At 40.7% G+C, this 22392-nt stretch carries 18 protein-coding genes and 5 tRNA genes; 19 read left to right on the top strand and 4 right to left on the bottom strand.

Features of this window, described 5'->3' with window-relative positions; translation table 11 throughout:
- Nucleotides 1–135: 135 nt before the first annotated feature.
- Together DBX24_RS03920 and DBX24_RS03915 are read right to left on the bottom strand one after the other, a co-directional pair.
- Entirely contained in the window at nucleotides 136–2532 is a 2397-nt protein-coding gene (locus DBX24_RS03920) for a heavy metal translocating P-type ATPase (RefSeq protein WP_160224044.1), read from the bottom strand.
- A gap of 3 nt (nucleotides 2533–2535) precedes the next feature.
- The gene (locus tag DBX24_RS03915) at nucleotides 2536–4050 is read right to left on the bottom strand and encodes a GH3 auxin-responsive promoter family protein (RefSeq protein ID WP_160224696.1); all 1515 of its coding nucleotides are present in this window, start codon (nucleotides 4048–4050) and stop codon (nucleotides 2536–2538) included.
- Between the two features lie 233 nt (nucleotides 4051–4283).
- On the opposite strand from DBX24_RS03915, the gene DBX24_RS03910 reads away from it, so the two are divergent.
- From DBX24_RS03910 to hemL, 5 genes are all read left to right on the top strand, one after another.
- Nucleotides 4284–5819 carry a trypsin-like peptidase domain-containing protein gene (locus DBX24_RS03910; protein ID WP_160224043.1) on the top strand — a complete coding sequence of 512 codons (1536 nt, stop codon included), beginning with the start codon at nucleotides 4284–4286 and terminating at the stop codon, nucleotides 5817–5819.
- 94 nt (nucleotides 5820–5913) lie between these two features.
- Nucleotides 5914–6249 carry an MmcQ/YjbR family DNA-binding protein gene (locus DBX24_RS03905; RefSeq protein ID WP_120488286.1) on the top strand — a complete coding sequence of 112 codons (336 nt, stop codon included), beginning with the start codon at nucleotides 5914–5916 and terminating at the stop codon, nucleotides 6247–6249.
- Nucleotides 6250–6390: 141 nt separating this feature from the next.
- A complete protein-coding gene (locus tag DBX24_RS03900) occupies nucleotides 6391–7296 on the top strand; it encodes a 1-aminocyclopropane-1-carboxylate deaminase/D-cysteine desulfhydrase (RefSeq protein ID WP_120488287.1) in 906 nt (301 codons plus the stop codon).
- A gap of 3 nt (nucleotides 7297–7299) precedes the next feature.
- Nucleotides 7300–8328 carry a glucosaminidase domain-containing protein gene (locus DBX24_RS03895; protein WP_160224042.1) on the top strand — a complete coding sequence of 343 codons (1029 nt, stop codon included), beginning with the start codon at nucleotides 7300–7302 and terminating at the stop codon, nucleotides 8326–8328.
- Between the two features lie 26 nt (nucleotides 8329–8354).
- Entirely contained in the window at nucleotides 8355–9644 is a 1290-nt protein-coding gene (hemL, locus tag DBX24_RS03890) for a glutamate-1-semialdehyde 2,1-aminomutase (RefSeq protein WP_160224041.1), read from the top strand.
- A 12-nt stretch (nucleotides 9645–9656) separates the two neighbouring features.
- Here the strand turns inward: hemL and DBX24_RS03885 are convergent, their stop codons facing one another.
- Complete coding sequence (locus tag DBX24_RS03885) at nucleotides 9657–10388, bottom strand: SIMPL domain-containing protein (protein ID WP_160224040.1); 732 nt, start codon at nucleotides 10386–10388, stop codon at nucleotides 9657–9659.
- 450 nt (nucleotides 10389–10838) lie between these two features.
- Between DBX24_RS03885 and DBX24_RS03880 the strand changes: the two genes are divergently transcribed.
- Nucleotides 10839–11285, top strand: a complete 447-nt coding sequence (locus DBX24_RS03880; protein WP_160224039.1) for a universal stress protein — start codon at nucleotides 10839–10841, stop codon at nucleotides 11283–11285.
- A 9-nt stretch (nucleotides 11286–11294) separates the two neighbouring features.
- Here the strand turns inward: DBX24_RS03880 and DBX24_RS03875 are convergent, their stop codons facing one another.
- On the bottom strand, nucleotides 11295–14447 hold the full coding sequence (locus tag DBX24_RS03875) for a UvrD-helicase domain-containing protein (protein WP_160224038.1): 3153 nt from the start codon (nucleotides 14445–14447) through the stop codon (nucleotides 11295–11297).
- A 120-nt stretch (nucleotides 14448–14567) separates the two neighbouring features.
- Here DBX24_RS03875 and rpsU point away from each other — a divergent pair, with 120 nt between their 5' ends.
- From rpsU to pckA, 13 genes are all read left to right on the top strand, one after another.
- Nucleotides 14568–14765, top strand: coding sequence for a 30S ribosomal protein S21 (gene rpsU, locus DBX24_RS03870; protein WP_120488293.1), 198 nt, complete (start codon nucleotides 14568–14570; stop codon nucleotides 14763–14765).
- 84 nt (nucleotides 14766–14849) lie between these two features.
- Nucleotides 14850–15734 (top strand): tyrosine-type recombinase/integrase, encoded by an 885-nt coding sequence (locus tag DBX24_RS03865; protein WP_160224037.1) that lies wholly within the window; start codon nucleotides 14850–14852, stop codon nucleotides 15732–15734.
- Between the two features lie 24 nt (nucleotides 15735–15758).
- Nucleotides 15759–16049: an HPF/RaiA family ribosome-associated protein gene (locus DBX24_RS03860; protein WP_160224036.1), complete on the top strand. Its 291-nt coding sequence runs from the start codon at nucleotides 15759–15761 to the stop codon at nucleotides 16047–16049.
- A gap of 122 nt (nucleotides 16050–16171) precedes the next feature.
- Nucleotides 16172–16245 (top strand) — tRNA-Thr (locus tag DBX24_RS03855).
- 13 nt (nucleotides 16246–16258) lie between these two features.
- Nucleotides 16259–16339: transfer RNA gene (locus tag DBX24_RS03850), tRNA-Tyr, on the top strand.
- Nucleotides 16340–16430: 91 nt separating this feature from the next.
- Nucleotides 16431–16503 (top strand) — tRNA-Gly (locus DBX24_RS03845).
- A 39-nt stretch (nucleotides 16504–16542) separates the two neighbouring features.
- Nucleotides 16543–16614: transfer RNA gene (locus DBX24_RS03840), tRNA-Thr, on the top strand.
- Nucleotides 16615–16821: 207 nt separating this feature from the next.
- Complete coding sequence (tuf, locus tag DBX24_RS03835; RefSeq protein WP_120488296.1) at nucleotides 16822–18009, top strand: elongation factor Tu; 1188 nt, start codon at nucleotides 16822–16824, stop codon at nucleotides 18007–18009.
- A gap of 56 nt (nucleotides 18010–18065) precedes the next feature.
- Nucleotides 18066–18136 (top strand) — tRNA-Trp (locus DBX24_RS03830).
- Nucleotides 18137–18149: 13 nt separating this feature from the next.
- Entirely contained in the window at nucleotides 18150–18356 is a 207-nt protein-coding gene (secE, locus tag DBX24_RS03825) for a preprotein translocase subunit SecE (protein WP_120488297.1), read from the top strand.
- A 16-nt stretch (nucleotides 18357–18372) separates the two neighbouring features.
- Nucleotides 18373–18918, top strand: coding sequence for a transcription termination/antitermination protein NusG (gene nusG, locus DBX24_RS03820; protein WP_120488298.1), 546 nt, complete (start codon nucleotides 18373–18375; stop codon nucleotides 18916–18918).
- Nucleotides 18919–19048: 130 nt separating this feature from the next.
- Nucleotides 19049–20272 (top strand): aminotransferase class V-fold PLP-dependent enzyme, encoded by a 1224-nt coding sequence (locus DBX24_RS03815; RefSeq protein WP_160224035.1) that lies wholly within the window; start codon nucleotides 19049–19051, stop codon nucleotides 20270–20272.
- Between the two features lie 394 nt (nucleotides 20273–20666).
- Nucleotides 20667–22268, top strand: a complete 1602-nt coding sequence (gene pckA, locus DBX24_RS03810; protein ID WP_120488300.1) for a phosphoenolpyruvate carboxykinase (ATP) — start codon at nucleotides 20667–20669, stop codon at nucleotides 22266–22268.
- Nucleotides 22269–22392 lie beyond the last annotated feature (124 nt).

The following is a 22392-nucleotide window of genomic DNA, read 5'->3' as shown; positions in this document are numbered from 1 at the left end:
GCCTGAGAGAGCGAGTCACCCTCGCCCGAGAGAGCGAGTCACCCTCGCCCGAGAGAGCGAGCCCGTCTCGCTTTTCTAATTACCCCAAGAGGATAGTAATATACAGCTTTAATAGCTCTATCATAGCCCCTCGTGCTAATGAGAGCGCCACCTGCGATATGCTGCGGCGTGGGAGGCGAGGGCAGTAAAGGAAACTACAGTAATGGAGCTTATCGGCATTAGAATGGCAGCAATAAGAGGAGAGAGATTGCCAGAAACAGCAAAGCCAAGCCCTATAATATTATAGAGAAAACTGATGACGAACATTGCTTTGATGATGTTCATCGCGTCTTTGGTCAGGGTGATGTAGTTTCTTAGGTGTGGGAGAACCTGCCCGCTCATAATAACATCGGAGGAGGGGGTAAAGGCATTGGTATCATCGGCTATAGCGATTCCTACGCTGCTTTGTTTTAGGGCTCCTGCATCGTTTAGTCCATCGCCCAGCATTGCAACTTTGCGCCCTTGCTCTTGCAGCCGTTGGATGAAGTTGAGCTTATCCTCAGGGCTTTGATTAAAGGATAATCCAGAGATATTCGGTGCTTTCTCGCGAAGGGTTTGCTCTTCGGAGGCATTATCACCGCTGAGGATATAGATTTTGTAGTCTTTTAGGTCTGAAAACATCTGTGAAATCCCCTTTCTGTATTCGTTTTTAAAGAGGTATTTGCCGAGAAATTCATTATCTCTTCGGATATAGACGGCGGTTTCTATTTCGGAGGAGGTCTCTCCTATGAATTGAGCAGAGCCGATGAGGTATTGATGGCTTCGTATGGTGGCAGAATAGCCTTTTCCAGAGGTTTCCTGGTAGTTCTCCACAGGGAAATATTCATCGGGGATATTCAGAAACTCATAGAGTGATTTGGAAAGCGGATGGTTGGAGTTCTTTAATAGGGTTTTGATATTTTGAGCATCAAATTCCGAGAGGGCTTTGCCTTTGTACTCTATCTGAGATTTCTTAGTCTGGGTAATGGTTCCTGTTTTATCAAAAACGAGGGTATCTATCTTTGAGAGTTTTTCTATGGTCAATGTATCTTTTACATAGAATTTATGCCGCCCGAGTATTCTCATTATATGCCCCAAAGTAAAGGGTGCCGACAGGGCTAAGGCACACGGACAGGCGATGATGAGAATGGCGGAAACGACTTGGAACATCTTCTCGAAATCTACTTGGCTCCAATAGACTCCTGCAATGAGTGTAATGGCGAGGATAACGAAGGTGAAGTACTTGCTTACGCGGTTGGTGAGGTTATCTAATCCCGTTTCTGCTTTCTTGAAAGCCTCTTTGTTCCAAAGCTGAGTCAGGTAGCTCTGATCTACGCTTTTTATCACTTCAAGTTCGAGGATGGAGCCGATTTGTTTTCCTCCGGCAAAGATTTTATCTCCTGCCTTTTTAGGAATGGTGGCGCTCTCTCCCGTGATGAAGGAGTTGTCTATATTCCCTTCGCCCTGTATCAGTATAGAATCTACTGGGATAATCTCTTGGTTTCTCACCATAATTCTGTCGCCTATTTTCAGTTGAGAGAGGAGGATGTTTTCCTGCTTGCCCCCAGCCTCTATTTTGGTAACAGCAATGGGGTAGAAGGATTTATAATCCCTGTCGTAGGAGAGGGAAGAGTAGGTGCGCTTCTGGAAAATCTTTCCAAGGAGCATAAAGAACAGCAGTCCGCACAGGGTATCGAAGTAGCCGGGACCAAAGTCGGTAAGCATCTCATAGATACTCCTGCCGTAGAGCACCAGAATGCCGAGTACGATAGGTACATCAATATTGACGATTTTGTTTTTTAGCCCAAAGTAGGCAGATTTAAAGTAATCCGAGGCAGAATAAAACACTACGGGAGTGGAGAGCAGGAAGACCATCCATCGGAACAGGTGTTTGTAGCTGTCCATCCAAAGGTCATTGGTACCTAAAATCTCCTGTGCGTATTCTGGAAAACTGAAAAACATTCCATTCCCGAAAGCAAAGCCTGCTATGGCAAATTTTATCAGTAGGGATTTATCTAAGGGTTCTTCCTTTTTGTCGGCTGTTTCCAGGTTGATGGCAGGCTTATACCCAAGGTTGGTAAGGAACTTTGCGAGCTCGCTTAGTTTGAGTTCATTGTGATTAAAAGATACTTGAAGGTTCTTCCTCGTGAAATTAACTTGCGAGTACTTGATATGAGGGTTCAGGCTGCTCAAGCTCTCTAAAAGCCAGATACAGGAGGAGCAGTGGATAACGGGAATCTTAAAGGTTACGAGTGTGGTCTCTCCTTCAGAGAAATCGGTTACTTTGCTGAATATTTCTGGGGTATCGAGGTAGTCAAACTGCGAGAGATTGTCATCTGGTCGTATTCCCGATTGTTTGTTCAGGGTATAGAAATTCTCTAAATGGTTTAGGTTTAGGATTTCGTAGACGGATTTGCAACCGTTGCAACAAAAGGCTTTCTCATCGAAGAAGATTTTTTCTTTATCAATCTCCTGTCCGCAGTGGTAGCAGTGCTGTTGTGAGGTCTTGCCCATAGGTTATCGGTTCATTTCAAGGAGGGGTTCTATGTATTCTCTTTCATTGCTGAGGCGTGGTACTTTGTTTTGCCCACCGAGCTTGTTTCGGGAAGACATCCACTCGAAGAAGAGGTTGGGCTTGGCTTTATGAATAATGGGTTCCCTTAGGGTCATATTATTGTATCGCTTCGCCTCGTAGTCGGAGTTGAGGTCTTTTAATGCAGAATCAAATTCTCGCTTAAAGGCATTGAAATCAGCAGGCTCATCATTAAACTCAAAAATCCATTCGTGGGCACCTTTGGAATTTCCTTCCATAAAGACGGGAGCACCTGTATAGTCCTTCACACTGGAATGAGTCTTCTTGCAGGCGATTTCTATGGCGGTTTCTACATTATCAATCATCAGCTCCTCACCGAATACATTGATGTGATGCTTAGTCCTGCCAGAGATTTTTATTCGGTAAGGCTCGGTAGAGGTGAAATAAACCGTATCTCCGATGAGGTATCTCCACAGCCCACCATTGGTAGTGATGAGCATTGCGTAATTTATTCCTTTTTCTACTTCTCCTATGGTATAGGTTCTTGGGTTTGCTTTCCCGAAGTCTTCCATTTTTATAAATTCATAGAAGATTCCATAGTCTAGCATAAGGAGGAGCTCATCTGAGCCGTGCCTGTCCTGTATCCCAAAGAAGCCTTCGGAGGCATTGTATATCTCGTAGTAGTTAATCTCTCTCCCGATAATCTGCTTATATTGTTCTCGGTAGGGCTTGAAGCTAATCCCCCCGTGGAAGAATACTTCAAGGTTTTGCCATAGCTCCCCGATATTTTCTTTGCCAGATTCCTCCAGTACTTTTTGCAGGAGAACCATCATCCAGCTCGGTACGCCAGAGAGACTACCTACATCAGCGGTGAGTACTTCGGAGACTATGGCTTTCATCTTGGTTTCCCATTCGGACATTAGTGAGACTTTTTTGCTCGGTACAGTGGTGATTTCTACCCAAAATGGGAGGTTGTCTATCAGGATGGCAGAGAGGTCTCCGTACTTGGTATCAAAGTTTTCATACATCTCGGAGCTACCGCCGAGTCTCAGGTTTTTGTTGGAGAATAATTGATTATCTGGGTGGTTATTAGCGTAGATAGATACGAGGTCTTTCCCCGCTTTATAGTGGCAGTCGTTAAGGCTTTCTTCCGTAATGGGGATGAATTTGCTCTTAGCATTTGTAGTGCCAGACGATTTTGCAAACCAGCGGATGCTACCTTGCCAGATAACATCTTTCTCTCCCTGCCTTGCCCGCTCTATATAGGGCTCAAAGTCTTCGTAGCTTACGATAGGCACTTGCCTCTGGAAGTCACTGATGGAATTAATATCCTTAAACCCGAATTCCCTGCCATAAACTGTGTCTTTGGCTTTTAGTAATTGCAGGAATAATACAGCTTCCTGAGTCTGTACGGGCTCTTTGATAAACTGCTCAATCTGGTCTATTCTCTTTTTGATAAACCAGTTTACTACTGAATTAAAAAGTGTTTTGGCTGGCATAGGACAAAGGTAATAATTTTTTGTAGAAAGCCTCTTTTTGTGTGGGATAATGGTCAATCTGTCATTATCTGTCATCTCAATTGCGAATAAAGTCTTAAATATGCCATTAGCCTTGTTAAACTTTGGTTAAAGTGGTAACATTTTTCAATGATGCTTTACTTATTTAGCATTAAATTTGTGGGGTAATTAAATGAATAAAGTAGATTAAAGTATAATATTAAAAACAGATGAATATGAATAAAACAGTAAAATCAATTCTATCCTACGCAGTGGTAGGAGTAGTTTCAGGAGCTACTACTTTTGGAGCTATTAAGGCTTTTGATAATGGGAATTCAGACAATGATTACTCTTACTTCGCACCAAAGGATAACAGCGGAGCACAGTTTGTGGGTATGAATAGTGCTGCAGTGGCAGATGACTTTGTAAAGGCAGCCAAAACTACCGTACCAGCAGTTGTAACCATTAAGAATTATAAGAGCAGAGTTTCTGGCAGAGTACAGAATCAGGATTTGTTTGATTTCTTCTTTGGAGACCCGTTTGGGAATAATAACAGTAGGCAGAGACAGCAGCAGCAAGCACCAGACAATATGCCTTCGGGTATGGGCTCTGGGGTTATTATCTCTCCTGATGGATACATCATCTCAAATAACCATGTGGTAGCAGGAGCTAATAAACTGGAAGTAGTCCTTAGTAATAAGAAATCCTATATCGCAACCCTTGTGGGCACAGACCCAAATACAGACATCTCCCTCTTGAAGATTGAAGAGAAAGGTCTTCCGTACCTGAATTTTGCCAATTCAGATGCTGTGGAAGTTGGGCAGTGGGTGCTTGCTGTGGGGAATCCATTAGGGCTAAACTCTACCGTTACCGCGGGTATTATCTCTGCAAAGGGTAGAGGTATCGGTCTCTTAGGTTCTAAGGGAGAGGCGTCCAATCCTATTGAAAACTTCCTGCAGACCGATGCTGCTATTAACCCAGGCAACTCGGGAGGTGCGCTGGTAAATGCCAATGGTGACCTTATCGGGATTAATTCAGCGATTTCTTCAACCAACGGATACTATCAAGGTTATGGCTTTGCAGTACCTTCTAACCTTGCAAGGAAGATTGTGGAAGATATCAAGAAGTTTGGAATTGTTCAGAGAGGCTTCCTCGGTGTCGGTGTTATAGACCTTTCTGATGAGCAGCAAATCGCTGCATATAACAGACAGGAGAAGACCAATATAAAATCAGGTTCTGGTGTGTATATACGAAGCGTTTCCTCTAAGAGTGGAGCAGAAGATGCAGGCTTAAAAATTGGCGATGTCATCAAAAAGATTGATAATTCCAATATCCTTGGCTACTCAGACCTTTCTGGAGCTGTTGGTAGCAAGAGACCAGGTGATAAAGTTCAAGTAACTTTTGTAAGAAATGGTAAGGAAACTACCGTAACCGTAACTCTGAAAGACCAGAAAGGAGGGACTTCCACAAGGAGAAAGGCAGACCTCAGCGTAACTGAGAAAATTGGTGCCGAGTTTGAGCCCCTTAGCGAGAGATTCAAAACTGCGTATGGGCTCAACTCAGGAGTAGTTGCCAAGAATGTAACCCAAGGTGGAGAGATGGCAAAGATAGGTGTGGTAGATGACTATATCATTATAGAGATTAATGGCAAGCCCGTAAGTTCTCAGAAAGATGTAGAGAAAATCCTCGATAAGCATACGGGTAATGTACAGGTGAAGTTCGTAGATGACTACGGGCGTATCTACACCAAAGGCTTTAAAATGCCAAACTAAAACAAGAGTATCATAAACCAAACAAACTGTTTCAGCATCTTTAGAGAGAAAGATAAGCTGAAACAGTTTGTTATTAGCTTCAAAAACCATAGAAATGAATATAGAAGAATTCCGAGATTTCTGTCTTTCTCTACCCCTCGCAACCGAAGATATGCCTTTTGGAGATGGGGTTCTTACCTTCCGCATACACAAGAAAATCTTTGCACTGGTCTCGCTTGCAGGGGCACCTACAAAAGTAAATCTCAAATGCGACCCTCAAAGAGCTCTTGAGCTCCGAGAAACCTACCCTGAAATAACGCCAGGCTACCATATGAATAAAAAACACTGGAATACCCTTCTTATAGAAAGCCTCTCCCAAGACCTTGTAAAAGAATTAATCCTACATTCTTATCACCTTGTAGGTGGCACCCACTGCGTGGGGAGCACTTAGCCCGTAGCCAGTCGGGCACTTACCACAAACTAACCACCCATAGCTAGTAGCTAAAAGCCAATAGCCAGAAGCTAATTGCCGCCTACTGCCTACTGCCTAAAGCTTACGGCTAAATGATTATCTTTGCTCAACTATTTTTCTATGCAGCACCTGAGTTTTAAAATTCCGATTCTAAGAATCCCTTATTCTAGCAGGGTAGAGCTTTATATCAAGCGAGAGGACCTTACGCACCCAGAGATTTCAGGTAATAAATACTGGAAACTTTTTTATAATATCCGAAAGTATAGGGAGAGGCAGGTTGCAGAGCCTTTGCTCGTAACCTTTGGTGGGGCTTTTTCCAATCATATTGCGGCTACGGCGGCTGTGGGGCGAGAGATGGGTATGAAGACTTTGGGGATTATTCGTGGCGATGAGCTTATAAATAAATGGCAGACGAACCCCACCCTTGCCAAAGCCTTTGAGGATGGGATGCGCTTTGAGTTCGTAACCCGAGAGGCGTACCGAGACAAGCAGAAGCTCTCGGAAGTCTTCCAGAAGAAGTTCCCCGATGCCCTCATCATCCCTGAAGGGGGCTCTAGCAGCCTTGCCGTAGAGGGAGTGCAGTTTATGCTCGATGAGCGCACAAAAGAATTTGATTATCTTTGCACGGCTGTGGGAACGGGGGGCACGCTCGCAGGGCTTTCCAAATTTGCAGAGGCACATCAGACAGCACTAGGCTTTAAAGCTGTGAACGATGATACCGAGCCCCGTATTGCAAACTGGTCGGGCAGGAATAATTTTCAAGTATTTGATGCCTCAGGCAGAGGATATGGAAAGGTTACTGATGAGCTTATCTCTTTCATTAATGATTTTTCGCAGAGGTTTGGCGTACAGCTTGACCCTTGCTATACAGGCAAAATGATGAAGATGCTCACCGAGAAGATAGATGAGGGCTTCTTCCCCGAAGGGGCGAAGATATTGGCATTTCATACTGGTGGCTTGCAAGGAATAGATGGGATGAATGAGCAACGAGCCCAAAAAGGAAAACCCATTATTATAAAAATATAAATTATGAAAAGACTCTTTCTTTTAGTATCATTTTTTGTTTTATCTAAAACCTTTGGGCAGACTTGGACTACCGAAGAGCAGTACATACAGCAGTTTGCCAAATATGCCGTAGAGGAAATGGAGAAGTACAAAATCCCCGCATCTATTACCCTCGCTCAAGGGTTGCTGGAAACAGGCGGAGGGCAGAGCCGGCTGGCAAGAGAAGGGAACAATCACTTTGGGATAAAATGCAAAGCCGAATGGACAGGCAGAAGTATGAAACATACAGATGATGCACCTAATGAATGCTTCAGAGTCTATGATAGCCCGCGGGATTCATACGAAGACCACTCGAAATTTCTCGCATTTAGGAAGCATTATCAGAATCTCTTTAAGCTCGATCCAAAGGACTATAAAGCTTGGGCTCACGGTCTGAAAAGAGCAGGCTATGCTACCAACCCGAGATATGCCTACATCCTCATCAGTAAAATTGAAAAGCATAAGCTTTACGAGTTTGATAATATCGCTGCAAAAGAAGTGAAATATACCCTTCAAAAGCTTTATCCAAATGTTGATTATAAGGAAGAAACTATTGCAGAGGCTACCCCAAAAACCAATACGCCACCAAAGAAAGAAATCAATCCGTTTAATTCTTCGCCTATTGCAGCTTCTCAGCCGTCTATAAAGAAAGAGAAAACCATAGATAGAGATCTTCTTGCTACGATTTCAGTAAAGAATCATCCTAATGGTGACAGGAAATACATCATCATCCCTGAAGATACAACGCTGGATTTTATCTCTGAGAAGTTTGGACTAAGAAAAGCAAGGCTTATTAAATATAATGACCTCGGTACAGACCTCCTTAGAAAGAATGATATTATCTTCCTTGAGAGTAAAGCAGGCTCGGGGAATATTAAAACCTATAAATCCAAGGGGGAAACAATGCATCAGATAGCGCAGAAGTTTGCCATTAAACTGAAAAAACTTTACAGAAAGAATGATATGGAGTACGGTTCTCAGCCCAAATACGGTCAGATTATCAAACTGAAATAAACTTATAGATTTTTAAATTCATCATTATGTTATACCAAAGAAGTAGTGCTTTGTTTAGCGAAGCTCAGCAATATATACCAGGGGGAGTCAATTCCCCTGTTCGTGCTTTTAAGTCCGTAGGTGGCGTTCCGCTATTTATGAAAGAGGCAAAAGGGGCTTACCTCACCGATGCGGATGGCAGGCAATATATTGATTATATCAACTCTTGGGGGCCAGCCATTGTAGGGCATACCCACCCTACAGTGCTCGAAGCAGTACAAAAACAGGCAGAAAAAGGGTTTTCCTTTGGGACGCCTACCGAGCTGGAAACCGAAATTGCCAAACTCATTATAGAGAATGTCCCGAATATCGACCAGATAAGAATGGTATCTTCAGGTACAGAAGCGTGTATGAGTGCAGTACGCCTTGCACGAGGCTTTACAGGGAGAGATAAAATTATCAAGTTTGAAGGTTGCTATCACGGGCATTCAGATGCATTTCTTATAAAAGCGGGGAGTGGTGCGGCTACCTTTGGAAACCCAAACTCACCAGGAGTAACGCAAGGGACAGCCAAAGATACTTTGCTCGCCAGATATAATGATATAGCGCAAGTAAAGGATATTTTTAGCAAGTTCGGAGCTGAGATTGCTGCCGTAATTGTAGAGCCCATAGCTGGGAATATGGGGTGTGTGCTTCCAGAGAACGACTTCCTTAAAGAACTTAGAAAGATTTGTGATGAGTATTCATCTCTACTCATCTTCGATGAGGTAATGACAGGTTTCAGACTTTCATTCGGTGGAGCTCAGGAGGCATTAGGGATAGAGGCAGATTTGGTTACCTATGGTAAAGTTATTGGCGGAGGAATGCCCGTAGGAGCCTTTGCTGGGCGACAGGAAATTATGAACTGCCTCGCTCCAAAAGGTGCGGTATATCAGGCGGGAACCCTCAGTGGGAACCCTCTGGCAATGCGTGCCGGGCTTACTACGCTTCAGCTTATTAGAGGGGATGATTCGTTCTATAACAGAATAAATCAAACAACTGAGACTCTGGATATAGAAGTTTCCAAACTATTAGCGACCAAAGGTATAGAGCATACGATCAACAGAAAAGGCTCTATGATGTCCATTTTCTTTGGGATAAACAAGGTTTCCAACTTTGATGATGCCGCGAGGGCAGATCACACGGCATTCAATCATTTCTTTCATTACCTCTTAGAAAGGGGAATTTACCTGCCCCCAAGTGGCTTTGAGACTTGGTTTATCTCCGATGCGGTAAAGGGAGAGGAAGTCAGCAAAACCCTTGAAGCAATAGAAAAATGGGAATATAAAAAGGATTAAACCCCACGGGGTTTAATCCACTTCATACTCGAGTTTTATGGTGATGGTCGCTTCTTTCTCCTTAGAAGAAGTGTTGAAAGTACCACCATAAGAGTATTCTTCATCAGAATAAGGCGCAGTAATCTGGATTACACCCATATTTGCTTTTTTCAAATTTCCGAGGCTACTGCCTGCATTTTCAGCAATTTTTTCGGCTCTTTGCTTTGCATCTTTGGTAGCATCTGCTATCATTTCCTGCTTTACATCGGCGAGTTTTGTGTAGAAATAGCTCGGCGCTGAGGAGGTGAATTCTATACCGAGGTTGATGATTTCGGTAATGTTTCTGGAAAGTTTCTCCACCTTGCTTACATCTTTACTTTTAATAGATACTGATTGAGAGAGTTGGTAGCCTGCAAATGTCTGTCTGCTATATCCGCTCGCATCTGTATTGTAGTTATAAAGCCGCTCCATATTCACAGCGGAGAACACAAGCTCTTCTTTTTTTATTCCCTGCGAAGTCAGGTATTTTTCTATAACTTTTCTGTCATTTACCAGTGCGTCATAGGCTTCTTTTAGTTCGTAGCTGTTTCGGCTAAAGTTGCCTGACCAGGTAATCAGGTCAGAGGTAAATTTCTTTGAGCCCAGCCCTGTTACAGAGATAGTGTTTTCAGCCTTGTTTCTGTTCTTTACAGCACTTCCGAGCACTGCCAGCCCACTCACAAAACCTATGGAGGCAATGGCAATTGCGATAATGTTTTTGTTCATAATGATAATAATTTTTTATTTAAAACAAGCTGATGCTTTTCAAAAATCATACCGATATTTAAGAAAAATTTAACATTTGTTAAAAATTCTCTAAAAGTCATCTTTTAATAAGAATATCAGGGTGATAAAAATTAATCCTTATTGAAATATAATAAACTGTATTATAGTATGATATAAAGTGTCTTGTTGTTTTAAGAAATATAAAAACAGGAAATTCTTATTTCGTACAGATGAAAATATAATTTCATACTGATAAAAAAGAAATTTCGTAGTGATGAAAATATAATTTCATAGTGATGAAATAGAAATTTCGTAGTGATGAAATAAAAATTTCGTAGTGATGAAAATATAATTTCATACTGATGAAAAAATATATCAGGAGTATGCGCTTGGCTACTTGGGTAGATATTTGTAACTTTACTACCGATAAATCAATAAAAAATTACAGATATGATTAGTATTATTTTGCCAGTAGATTTTTCTGAGGCAACCGACAAATTAGTGGCAGGAGCTATAAAATTTGCAAAGGAAGTGGGTGGTCAGCTGTGTGTTATCCATATTGCCCCTGCAGATTTAGGCTTCGCGATGAGTGATATAGGCGTGCAGTACTATCCAGAGGTAGAGAAATCTGAGACCCAAGAGAGCCAGAGACTACTCCAAAGAATAGAGGAAACTATCAGTCAGCAAGGGATAGCCTGTGAAACTGAGCTGAGGCAGGGAGTAGCTAAAGACCTTATTCTGGACTATGCTGAAGAGAAAAATGCTTCTTATATTGTGATGGGCTCGCACGGAAGAAGCGGTATTTACGATGTTTTTGTGGGTAGCCTTACTAAGGAGCTCACCAAGAACTGCCCACTCCCTGTTCTCGTAATCCCCATACACAGCAAAGGGAGATAGCAGGGTGGGCTAATCATTCAGGTAGATGATTTCCACTGTGGAGACCTTTCTACCCATAGATCTTAGCAGATGCTCGTAATGTTTTATCTGGCTCAGGTGTTCCTTTTTGGGGGCACCTGTTTTGAAATCTATTATTGCCCAGCCATCGCTTAGCTTTACCAACCTATCGGGGCGGTAGGTTTCTGCTTTTCCATTACCTCTATAGATGATGTCTCTTTCGGAAAGAGTGTTGAGCCCTTCAGCAAAATATTTGCTGTATCTGCTATCGGATACAATAGCATTTATCTTATTTTCAATCTGGTTTTTCTCAGTTTTTGTAATGCTCCCACTCAGGAGGTAGCTTTGGAGAACTTTGGAGATATCCGCCTTTGAATTGATTTTTGATAATATTTCGTGCGTAAGTATACCTTCTCTTACTTTGGCTTTCGTCTGCTGATAGTTTTTAGAAGGGGTGGCTATTTTTATGCTCTCTGCTTTTTTCTCCTTGTGGCTCAGGTCTTTTATTTGGAGAGAGAGGTGGGTGTTTTCTTTCTCTTTACCTGTTTTTCGGATGAGGGAGCTATCGGTAGGGTAGAGGTCTATGCTGTCTTCATTAGGTTCTATTGGGAAATGAGACTCTATGAAGCGCAAGATTTCTGTGGGTTCTCCTGTTTTTGAAGGTTTTTGAAGATAGAGATAAAGATGCTCTACGGCTCGGGTAGTGGCTACATAGAGTACGCAAAGCCTGTCGATTCTGTTTTTGTAGGCATTTTCTTCATTAAAATCTCGGATTTCTTTGTCGTATGAGTTGAGTTTTTTATCAAAATTATTTAGGTTGATGGACTTTAGCTCCTGCTCATCTCCTAAGCTGAACCACTGCTGGAAGTCGTTATCTTTATTGCCACTCTGCATTGGGAGGAGCACTACGGGAAACTCCAAACCCTTTGCTGCGTGTATAGTCATCAGCTTGATGGCATCAGTGTTATCGCTCGCCTGTATGGAGATGTTCTGTGCTTCTTCGTTCCAATACTTGATGAAGTCTTTTAAGGTTGCCCCTGAATTTTGGCTAAAAGCATAGAGATTTTCGAGGAAGTTGAGGATAAATTCCGTTTCCTTTCCCACTACCGAAAACTCTTGAGCGAAGTACTCTATATAGTTATACAGGTTGAGATTAAGCTCTATTTGCAAATTGAGGTGATATCTTTTCTGTAGCTCGTTTTCTATACTGTGGGGTGGCAAGCTGAGGATTTGAGACATTTCTAATGTGAAATCATCAATTTTAATTCTGTTCAGTTTGTTCAGATAATACAGCATTTTTACCAGGTACTGCCTGTTTTCTGGCTCTAGTTTCCAGTTGAGGAAATCGGCAAGAGCCTTTAGAGTATAGGAAATCCCCAGAGTAAGCCCTTTTTCGGAAATGGTTTTTATGTTTTGCTCTGCTCCGTTGTAGGAGATTTTCTGCTGTCCTAAAAGCGAAGAGTATTCCCTGATTTCTTTACCTGTACGGCAAATAATGGTGATGTCTGAGAGTTTAAATCCTAAATCTATGCAGTTTTGTATATCCTTTTTCATCTGCAGAGCCGAGTTTTCAAAGAAGACTTCAGAGCGTTTCTCGTAGTCGGTCAGGCTTGCTTTTACCCTGCCTGGGAAGTCTTTTATGGCATTTTGCTTGCCATCTATGGCAAAGAGCTTCTGGTGCTCTTCTCTCAATTCATTACCGATGAATTCATATAAGTCATTATTAAACTGTACGATATTCTTTGCCGAGCGCCAGTTATTCTCCAGATTTTCAATGCTTACAGGAGTGTTCGTGTATTCTTTTTGGTTGAGGATATTGAGCATTATTTCACTCTCTCCACCACGGAAACGGTAGATGCTCTGCTTAGGGTCTCCCACGATAGTGAAAGAATTACCACTTTCGGAGATATTATTATCCCTTAATGGCAGCAGGTTTTCCCATTGCATAAGGGAGGTATCTTGAAATTCATCAATAAAAAAATGATGGAATTTGGTGCCGATTTTTTCATAGAGAAAGTTGGAAGGCTCGTTTTTAAGGTTTTCATTTATAATGATATTAAATTTGGAGAGCAGTACCAGGTCGTTTTCAGTTTCTATAATATTCAGCTGGTCTTGTATTTCTTTGTTGAACTTAAAAGGGAGGAGCTCCTTGAGGATTTTTTCATTTTTTATCCTATATATATACAGGTGTATGATTTGCTCACGCTTGCTGATGAGCTCTTCTATAATGCTGAGTACGGTAGATTTTATGAGTTCGTTCTTGGAAGCACTTCCTTTTCTAAAGTTCTCAAGGGCTTTGTCTTCATCATCTGGGAAAGGGAAGTCTCTTTGTCCATCACAGAAATTCAGGATTTTTTTGAAGAAAACAGCAATTCCTCTACTACTCCCTCCTTGGAAGTCTTTTTCATCTAAATCCTTATCTGCAATGAGTTTTAAGGCAGATTTTGCTATTTCTTCCATCTTCTCTTTACTGATAGCTATTCTCTTCCTGATGTTTTCCTTTGTGTTTTTATAGGCTTCCCAATCGAAGTTTTTATTTTTTTTCAACTCAGAGTAGTGTACATCGTTTATATAAGTTTTTGCTTTGTTGTATAGTGTTTTGTTGATATTAACCCTTTCGTCGTTCTCAAAATTGTAATCTATCAAATCCATAAATGCAGATGAAATTTGCTCATCACTGCCGATTTCATCCAATAGCCTGTCAACGGCTTCTATTAGATAAGGCTCGTTTTGTATTTCAAGATTAAACTGATGAGGTAGCCCCAGCTCGTATGAAAAAGAACGCACCAGCTTGGAATTAAACTTATCAATTGTGCTGATATTAAGTGTAGAATAATGGTGGAGGATATAATCCAGCACCTCTTTCGCTCTGTGATGCAGTTCCTCTATACTTACTTTTATTCCGAGTTTTTCTAATTTTTCTTTTATTCCTTGAAGGTCTTTGTTCTGTGCATAATCTTCATCTGTAAAGCCTTTTAGCCAGTCTATGAGGCGTTTTTTCATTTCATTAGCTGCTTTATTCGTAAAAGTAAGTGCTAATATGTTTTTTATAGTGTCGTACCTTTTGGGATGGCTAAGGCAAATGATGAGTATCTTCTGAACCAGTGCATAAGTCTTCCCAGAGCCAGCAGAGGCATTAATCGCAGTATAAGGATGAAAAATCATAAGAAGAAAATTAGAGGCACAATTTATATATTTTTTTGAAATATTTACTGAAAAAATGGGTAGTGTTTTGCGTGTTAAAAATAAACCTATATATTTGCACCCGAAAATGAGATGTAAACTATGCTAATAATTCCAGTAAAAGATGGAGAGTCTATCGATAGAGCTCTTAAAAAGTACAAAAGAAAATTTGACAAAACAGGTGTTGTTAAGAAACTTAGAGCAAGACAGCAATTTATTAAGCCATCTGTAATTTTAAGACAAGGAAAACTAAGAGCAGCTCATAAGCAAAGAGCATTAAGCAAAGAAGAACAGGCTTAATATTTAAGTTGTAATAATTAATTTTTTATAGTGATCACTTTCTGAATATCAATTTAGGAAGTGATTTTTTTATATATTTGGTCTATGATAGATCGATTTTTAGATTACATAAAAGTTGAAAAACGCTACTCAGACAATACCATCGTTAGTTATAAAAGAGATTTGAAAGATTTCATTTCTTTTCTAAACGAAACAGAAAGCACTGATGATACTTTGAGTGTGGATAAGAGGACTATCCGCAATTTTATGGTGCGCCTCAATAAACATAAACTCGCAGAAAACAGCATCAATAGAAAGCTAACCACCCTGAGGGGGTATTATAATTTTTTATTAAAGATTGGAGAGATTAAAGTTTCTCCTTTAGAGAGTATTAAGTCTTTAAAATTCAACCCTAAGAAACAAATTCCATTATCGGTAGAAGAAATGGAAAGACTTTCAAAATTAGAATTTCAGGGAGAGCATTCTCTTTTAGAGATACTGATTATTGAAACGCTTTACCAAACAGGAATGCGAAGGTTTGAGCTCTGTAATATGGAGTTGCAAAATGTAGATTTGTCTAAAAATGAAATTAAAATATCGGGGAAAGGAAATAAAACAAGGGTGGTTCCCATTGCGGAAGACCTGTCTCGGTTAATGAGAGATTATATAGAAAAAGAGCGTAACCCCCTTGAAGCCTGCGAAAAGTATTTTTTTGTAAGCACAAAAGGTAAAAAAATTACTGAAAACTTTGTCTATGTAACTGTAAACTCATATCTTAGTGCCGTTACTTGTAAGGAGAAAAAAAGCCCTCATATATTGAGGCATACATTTGCTACACATATCTTAAATAATGGAGCAGAGATATCAAAGGTGAAAGCGATATTGGGGCATTCGAGTCTTGCGAGTACTCAAGTGTATACCAATGCAGATATTGAGCAAATGAAAAGGATTTTTAATACCTCTCATCCAAGGGCAAAGAAGAAAAATTAATGTTTAATATAAAAAAGTTGTCGTATGAAAATTTCCGTTCAGGCAATAGGTCTTACACCTCATCAGCCATTAGAAGAGTTTATTGATAAGAAATTAAGCAAATTGGATACATTCTATGATAAGATTATAGAATGTAAAGTAACTTTAAGATTAGAAAACAGCCACGATAAAGAAAATAAAACCGCAGAAGTTAGAGTAGTTATCCCTGGTGATGATATTGTAGTAAAGAAGACTTCCACAAGTTTTGAAGAAAGTTTGGATTTATGTTCAGAAGCTGCTAAAAAATTACTAATCAAAAGGAAAGAGAAATTATAATTGATAAGAAATAAAATTTTAATAGAAATATTTGTAGATTTCAGAAAAAACTCCATATATTTGCAACCGCAAAACGGAAAAGAGTTCCGTTTTTGAGATAAGAGTTCTTTTTGAAATCTAATGCCTCCATAGCTCAGTTGGCCAGAGCACGTGATTTGTAATCTCGGGGTCGTGGGTTCGAATCCCTCTGGAGGCTCTTTAAAAAGTTTGGGGAGATTCCAGAGTGGCTAAATGGGACTGACTGTAACTCAGTTGCTTCGGCTTCGTAGGTTCGAATCCTGCTCTCCCCACTTTTTTTACTAAAAGGCTTGCGGTATTAAAAAGTTTTATTAATTTTGCAGCCAATTATACCAGCTATCCTTTCTAAGGATAATAAAAAATGCGGAAGTAGCTCAGTTGGTAGAGCGTCAGCCTTCCAAGCTGAATGTCGCGGGTTCGAACCCCGTCTTCCGCTCTAAAGTCACACTGGTTGGTGTGGCTTTTTTTAGAGATTGCCGTTATAGCTCAGCGGTAGAGCGCTTCCTTGGTAAGGAAGAGGTCTCGGGTTCAAGTCCCGATAATGGCTCAAAGCAAATTCCCGAAGTTCTCTCGGGATTTTTTAGTAATAGGAAACTGGTGTTTGCTTGGTGTGATGATGAAAAGTCGGATTTGCCAGGTAGATCCTCAAATCAGAATATTAAACTTTTTTTAATAAAATAGTTTTGGTATTCAAAAAAATATTATATTTGCAGACCGAAAATAGAAATAAATAATTTAAAATAACTTAGAAATCATGGCAAAGGAAACGTTTAATCGTAACAAACCGCACTTGAACATTGGTACTATTGGTCACGTAGACCATGGTAAAACTACTTTAACTGCAGCGATCAGTAAAGTATTATCTGATAAAGGTCTTGCTGAGAAAAAAGACTTCTCTGCTATTGACTCTGCTCCAGAGGAGAAAGAAAGAGGTATTACTATTAATACTGCTCACATTGAATATGAAACTGAAAATAGACACTATGCTCACGTAGACTGTCCAGGTCACGCCGACTATGTAAAGAACATGGTAACTGGTGCTGCTCAAATGGATGGAGCTATCTTAGTATGTGCTGCAACTGATGGTCCGATGCCTCAAACAAGAGAGCACATCCTTCTTTGCCGTCAGGTAAATGTACCAAGAATTGTGGTGTTTATGAATAAAGTAGATATGGTAGATGATGCTGAGCTTCTTGAGCTTGTTGAGCTTGAGCTTAGAGATCTCCTTTCTTCTTATGAGTATGATGGTGATAACTCTCCAGTGATTCAAGGTTCTGCTCTTGGTGCACTTAATGGTGAACCAAAATGGGTAGAGACTGTAGAAAAATTAATGGAAGCAGTAGATAACTGGATCGAGCAACCAGTAAGAGATCAAGATAAACCATTCTTGATGCCGATCGAAGATGTATTCTCTATTACAGGTAGAGGTACTGTAGCAACTGGTAGAATCGAGTCTGGTGTTATCAATACTGGTGATCCAGTAGATATCGTAGGTATGGGTGAAGAGAAACTTACTTCAACTGTAACTGGGGTAGAGATGTTTAGAAAAATCCTTGACAGAGGTGAGGCTGGTGATAATGTAGGTCTACTTCTTAGAGGTATTGAGAAAACCGATATCAGAAGAGGTATGGTTATCGCTAAACAAGGTTCTGTAACTCCACACAAAAAATTCAAAGCAGAGGTATATATCCTTTCTAAAGAAGAAGGTGGTCGTCACACTCCATTCCACAACAAATATCGTCCTCAGTTCTATGTAAGAACTACTGATGTAACAGGTGAAATCTTCTTACCAGATGGTGTAGAGATGGTAATGCCTGGTGATAACTTGACTATTACAGTAGAATTGCTTCAACCAATCGCTCTTAATGTAGGTCTTAGATTTGCGATTAGAGAAGGTGGTAGAACAGTAGGTGCTGGTCAGGTAACTGAAATCTTAGACTAATTATTTAGTATAATAATAAAAGTTTCCGTAAGGAAATTACGGAAACTTTTTAATTTACGGGCATCGTCCAATGGTAGGATACCGGTCTCCAAAACCGTTGATCTGGGTTCGAATCCTAGTGCCCGTGCAAATTAAAATTTATGAGTTCATTAGTAGAATTTATAAAAGGCTCTTACAGTGAATTTAGAAATAAAGTAGAATGGCCTAAATGGGCAGACCTGCAATCTTCCACTATTGTGGTTACTGTGGGTACTGTTGTTTTAGCTTTATTTACTTTTGGTGTAGATTCTCTTTTTAGCAAAGCTATATCTAATATTCTTACTGGGCTGATTAACCTTTTCAACTAATAGTATTAATTAATCAATGAGCGAACTGAAGTGGTATGTGCTGAAAGCCATCAGCGGGCAGGAAAATAAAGTCAAAAATTATATTGAGAATGAAATTAAAAGATTAAATCTTGACGCTTTCGTTACTCAAGTAATTATTCCTATGGAAAAAGTTATCCAGATGAAAAATGGTAAGAAAGTTCCAAAGGAGAGACCTTATTATCCAGGCTATCTAATGGTAGAAGCTAATCTGGTAGGAGAAGTTCCTCATATTATAAAGAATATTCCAGGTGTAATTTCATTTCTGAGTCTTACAAAAGGAGGAGATCCAGTACCAATGAGAAAATCAGAGGTCAATAGAATGCTCGGGAAAATGGATGAGCTTGCAGAATTTGCTACCGATGTAGAGATTCCATTCATAGTAGGGGAGAATGTAAAAGTAATAGACGGACCATTCAATGGATTTACAGGTACAATAGAAAAAATCCTTGAAGACAAGAAGAAAGTGGAAGTTTCAGTTCTTATTTTTGGTAGAAAAACCCCTATGGAGCTAAGTTTTATGCAAGTAGAAAAAATTGTATAGGTAATAATTTATTAGATCTCAATATCCTCACTCTTATTCGGAGTGAGGTTTTTTATGCCAGCGCATTACGAACTTTATTAGTCTTTCAAAAAAGCTGTACATTTGGGCTTCAATTCATAAATGATAAGATATGCTTAATATAAATGATATACGAGCTCAGTTTCCTATACTTAGCCAAAAGGTAAATTCCAAGCCCTTGATTTATTTGGATAATGCAGCATCGTCTCAGAAGCCCGCCTCTGTGCTTGAAACTTTACAGAGATACTATACCGAGTATAATGCTAATGTCCACCGTGGAATACATACCCTAAGCCAGATGGCTACTGAGGAAATGGAGCTTGCAAGAAAGAAAATCCAGAAGTTTATTAATGCAAAGCACGATTATGAGGTGATTTTCACAAAGGGAACTACTGAGGGGCTGAATTTATTGGCGTATTCCCTCACTCAGCAGATTCAGAAGGGGGATGAGATTATTATTTCTCACCTTGAGCATCATTCTAATATCGTCCCTTGGCAGCTACTCTGCGAGCGTACAGGAGCGGTACTGAAAGTCATTCCCATTGATGAAAACGGTATCCTTCAGCTGGATTTTTTGGATAAAAATCTGAGTGAAAAGACCAAAATAGTTTCCGTAAATCAGGTTTCTAATGCCTTAGGCGTTATCAACCCTATTCAAGAAATCATCTCCAAAGTCAGAAAGAATACGAATGCGTATATTATTATTGACGGAGCACAATCGGCACCGCATTTTAAGATTGATGTACAGGCGATGGACTGTGATTTCTTTGTGTTTTCTGGGCATAAAATGTACGCTCCTATGGGTACAGGTATCCTCTATGGAAAGGAGGAAGCGCTTAGGGCTATTCAGCCGTTTCACGGAGGTGGAGAGATGATTGCCACTTGCTCTTTCGATAAGACCACTTATGCCGACTTGCCCTTTAAGTTTGAGGCAGGCACGCCCAATGTAGGGGGGAATATCGCTCTTGGTGCAGCAGTAGATTTTATGGAGAATATCGGGCAGGAAGCCTTGCAGACCTATGAACATCAGCTACTGGAATACGCTCAGAAAAAGCTATTGGAGATAGATGGGCTTACAATCTACGCCCTTAAAGCACCGCGTGCAGGCGCTATCTCTTTCAACCTTGAAGGCGCAGGGATTTCCTCTGATGTAGGGATGATTCTCGATAAGCTCGGGATTGCCGTACGCACAGGGCACCACTGCACCCAGCCGATTATGAACTTCTTTAATATTGTAGGTACCGTAAGAGCCAGCTTTGCAATCTATAACACCTTTGAAGAAATAGACACCCTTGCCGAAGGAGTGAAAAAAGCCAAAAAAATGCTCTCTCACTAACCCCACCTTGCAGGTGACGCACTTAGCCTCACCGGCTACGGTGAGGCGATTATTTTTAAGTACCTCCTCACGCTAGTGGGCTAATAGCCAGAAGCCAATAAATTAAGGAGACTAATTCCTAAAAAAGGGGCAGTGCCCCCTCCAATTAGGGATAATGAAAGAGATGAATCCCTAAAAAAAGGGGCAATGCCTCTAAAATTGACCCAACAGGATGTAAAGTTGACCCCATAGAGGAGGATGTAGTAGGTAGTGGAGATTAGTTTGTGGGCTAAAAGCCAATAGCCAGTCGCTAGTAGCTAAATTATGATTTATATCATAGTCTTATCAAGGGGTAAAACCTCTATTTATCGTAGCTTTGTAGGGCTTAAACAAAAAAATTAATTATATCATTGTTATGAAAAATCCGAACATTATTCAAGCATTGCAGAAGTTAGGGATTAAAGGTAATCCAGAGGTAGTGTATAATCCGAGCTTTGAGGAGCTTTATCAGGCAGAGGTTTCTCCGGAGAATAAAGGTTACGAGGTAGGAGAGGAAACCAACCTCGGTGCTGTGTCTGTAAAAACAGGAATCTTTACAGGGCGCTCTCCTAAGGACAGGTTCATTGTTTTAGATGATACTACCAAAGATACTATCCACTGGGGCAAAGTAAACCTGCCTACTTCTCCTGAGGTGTTCAACCACTGTAAAGACCTTGTACTAAAACAGCTCTCTACATCTAATAAACTCTATGTGGTAGATGCCTACTGCGGTACCAACCCAGATACCAGACTTAAAGTAAGGTTTATAATGGAGGTAGCTTGGCAGGCACACTTCGTTACGAATATGTTTATCCGCCCTTCTAGCTATGAGCTAGAAAACTTTGGAGAGCCAGATTTCATCATTATGAATGGCTCCAAGACAACCAACCCTAATTGGAAAGAGCAAGGCTTAAACTCCGAAAACTTTGTGATGTTTAACCTTACCGATAGAGTACAAATCATCGGGGGTACTTGGTATGGCGGTGAGATGAAGAAAGGAATGTTCTCCATAATGAACTACTACCTTCCACTCAAAGGTATGGCATCTATGCACTGCTCTGCCAATGTAGGTGAGAAAGGAGATGTAGCTCTTTTCTTCGGACTTTCTGGAACGGGGAAAACTACCCTTTCTGCCGACCCTAAACGATACCTCATCGGTGATGATGAGCACGGCTGGGACGATAGCGGAGTCTTCAACTTTGAGGGAGGATGCTATGCGAAAGTAATAGACCTCTCCGCAGAGAAAGAGCCAGACATCTACGGTGCTATCAGAAGAGATGCACTGCTTGAAAATGTAGTTGTAAATAAAGATGGAGAGCCAGATTTCACCGATAAGTCCATTACCGAAAATACAAGGGTTTCCTACCCAATCTATCACATCAATAAAATCGTTCTCCCTTCAAAAGCAGGGCACGCTAAGAAAGTTATCTACCTCTCTGCTGATGCTTTCGGAGTATTGCCTCCTGTTTCTGTACTCAATGAAGACCAGGCTCAGTACTACTTCCTCAGTGGTTATACTTCTAAATTAGCAGGTACCGAGAGGGGCATCACCGAGCCTCAGCCGTCATTCTCTCCAGCTTTTGGTGAGGCATTCCTTACCCTGCATCCAACGGCTTACTCCAAAACCCTTATCGGGAAAATGAAAGAGCACGGTGCAAAAGCATACCTCGTAAATACAGGATGGAACGGTACAGGTAAGAGAATCTCCCTGAAAGACACCCGCGCGATTATTGATGCAATTATAGATGGCTCAATAGAATCTGCACCTAAGCAGACTATTCCTGTCCTTAATCTTGAAATTCCTACGGCATTGCCAAATGTTTCCGAAGGTATCCTTGACCCAAGAAATACTTATGCTTCTGCTTCTGAATGGGAGGCTAAAGCAAAAGACCTTGCTGCGAAATACATTGCTAACTTCGAGAAATATACCGACAACGAAGAAGGTAAGAGACTTGTACCAGCAGGTCCTCAGTTGTAATTACTTATTACTTCATAAATTCAAAAGCCACTACAAAATTTTTGCAGTGGCTTTATTTTCTTGGGAGATTATAGGGCTATTCTTTTTTTGTAAGAGGAGAGTTTCTTCTGTTTCCTTTTTAGAG

Origin of the sequence: Bergeyella cardium (assembly GCF_009914665.1) — a bacterium.
In the GTDB taxonomy this organism is placed as follows: domain Bacteria; phylum Bacteroidota; class Bacteroidia; order Flavobacteriales; family Weeksellaceae; genus Bergeyella_A; species Bergeyella_A cardium.
Note: the sequence above shows the minus strand (reverse complement) of the source record. Positions and strands in the feature narration are given on the sequence as shown.

What these genes read in the sequence shown, in the direction of transcription:
- DBX24_RS03860 (WP_160224036.1), top strand. Translation starts at nt 15,759, where the DNA reads ATGAAAATTTCCGTTCAGGCAATAGGTCTTACACCTCATCAGCCATTA.
- DBX24_RS03895 (WP_160224042.1), top strand. Translation starts at nt 7,300, where the DNA reads ATGAAAAGACTCTTTCTTTTAGTATCATTTTTTGTTTTATCTAAAACC.
- DBX24_RS03865 (WP_160224037.1), top strand. Translation starts at nt 14,850, where the DNA reads ATGATAGATCGATTTTTAGATTACATAAAAGTTGAAAAACGCTACTCA.
- DBX24_RS03910 (WP_160224043.1), top strand. Translation starts at nt 4,284, where the DNA reads ATGAATAAAACAGTAAAATCAATTCTATCCTACGCAGTGGTAGGAGTA.
- DBX24_RS03905 (WP_120488286.1), top strand. Translation starts at nt 5,914, where the DNA reads ATGAATATAGAAGAATTCCGAGATTTCTGTCTTTCTCTACCCCTCGCA.
- DBX24_RS03885 (WP_160224040.1), bottom strand. Translation starts at nt 10,388, where the DNA reads ATGAACAAAAACATTATCGCAATTGCCATTGCCTCCATAGGTTTTGTG.
- hemL (WP_160224041.1), top strand. Translation starts at nt 8,355, where the DNA reads ATGTTATACCAAAGAAGTAGTGCTTTGTTTAGCGAAGCTCAGCAATAT.
- DBX24_RS03915 (WP_160224696.1), bottom strand. Translation starts at nt 4,050, where the DNA reads ATGCCAGCCAAAACACTTTTTAATTCAGTAGTAAACTGGTTTATCAAA.
- tuf (WP_120488296.1), top strand. Translation starts at nt 16,822, where the DNA reads ATGGCAAAGGAAACGTTTAATCGTAACAAACCGCACTTGAACATTGGT.
- nusG (WP_120488298.1), top strand. Translation starts at nt 18,373, where the DNA reads ATGAGCGAACTGAAGTGGTATGTGCTGAAAGCCATCAGCGGGCAGGAA.
- DBX24_RS03815 (WP_160224035.1), top strand. Translation starts at nt 19,049, where the DNA reads ATGCTTAATATAAATGATATACGAGCTCAGTTTCCTATACTTAGCCAA.
- DBX24_RS03875 (WP_160224038.1), bottom strand. Translation starts at nt 14,447, where the DNA reads ATGATTTTTCATCCTTATACTGCGATTAATGCCTCTGCTGGCTCTGGG.
- DBX24_RS03920 (WP_160224044.1), bottom strand. Translation starts at nt 2,532, where the DNA reads ATGGGCAAGACCTCACAACAGCACTGCTACCACTGCGGACAGGAGATT.
- pckA (WP_120488300.1), top strand. Translation starts at nt 20,667, where the DNA reads ATGAAAAATCCGAACATTATTCAAGCATTGCAGAAGTTAGGGATTAAA.
- rpsU (WP_120488293.1), top strand. Translation starts at nt 14,568, where the DNA reads ATGCTAATAATTCCAGTAAAAGATGGAGAGTCTATCGATAGAGCTCTT.
- DBX24_RS03900 (WP_120488287.1), top strand. Translation starts at nt 6,391, where the DNA reads ATGCAGCACCTGAGTTTTAAAATTCCGATTCTAAGAATCCCTTATTCT.
- secE (WP_120488297.1), top strand. Translation starts at nt 18,150, where the DNA reads ATGAGTTCATTAGTAGAATTTATAAAAGGCTCTTACAGTGAATTTAGA.
- DBX24_RS03880 (WP_160224039.1), top strand. Translation starts at nt 10,839, where the DNA reads ATGATTAGTATTATTTTGCCAGTAGATTTTTCTGAGGCAACCGACAAA.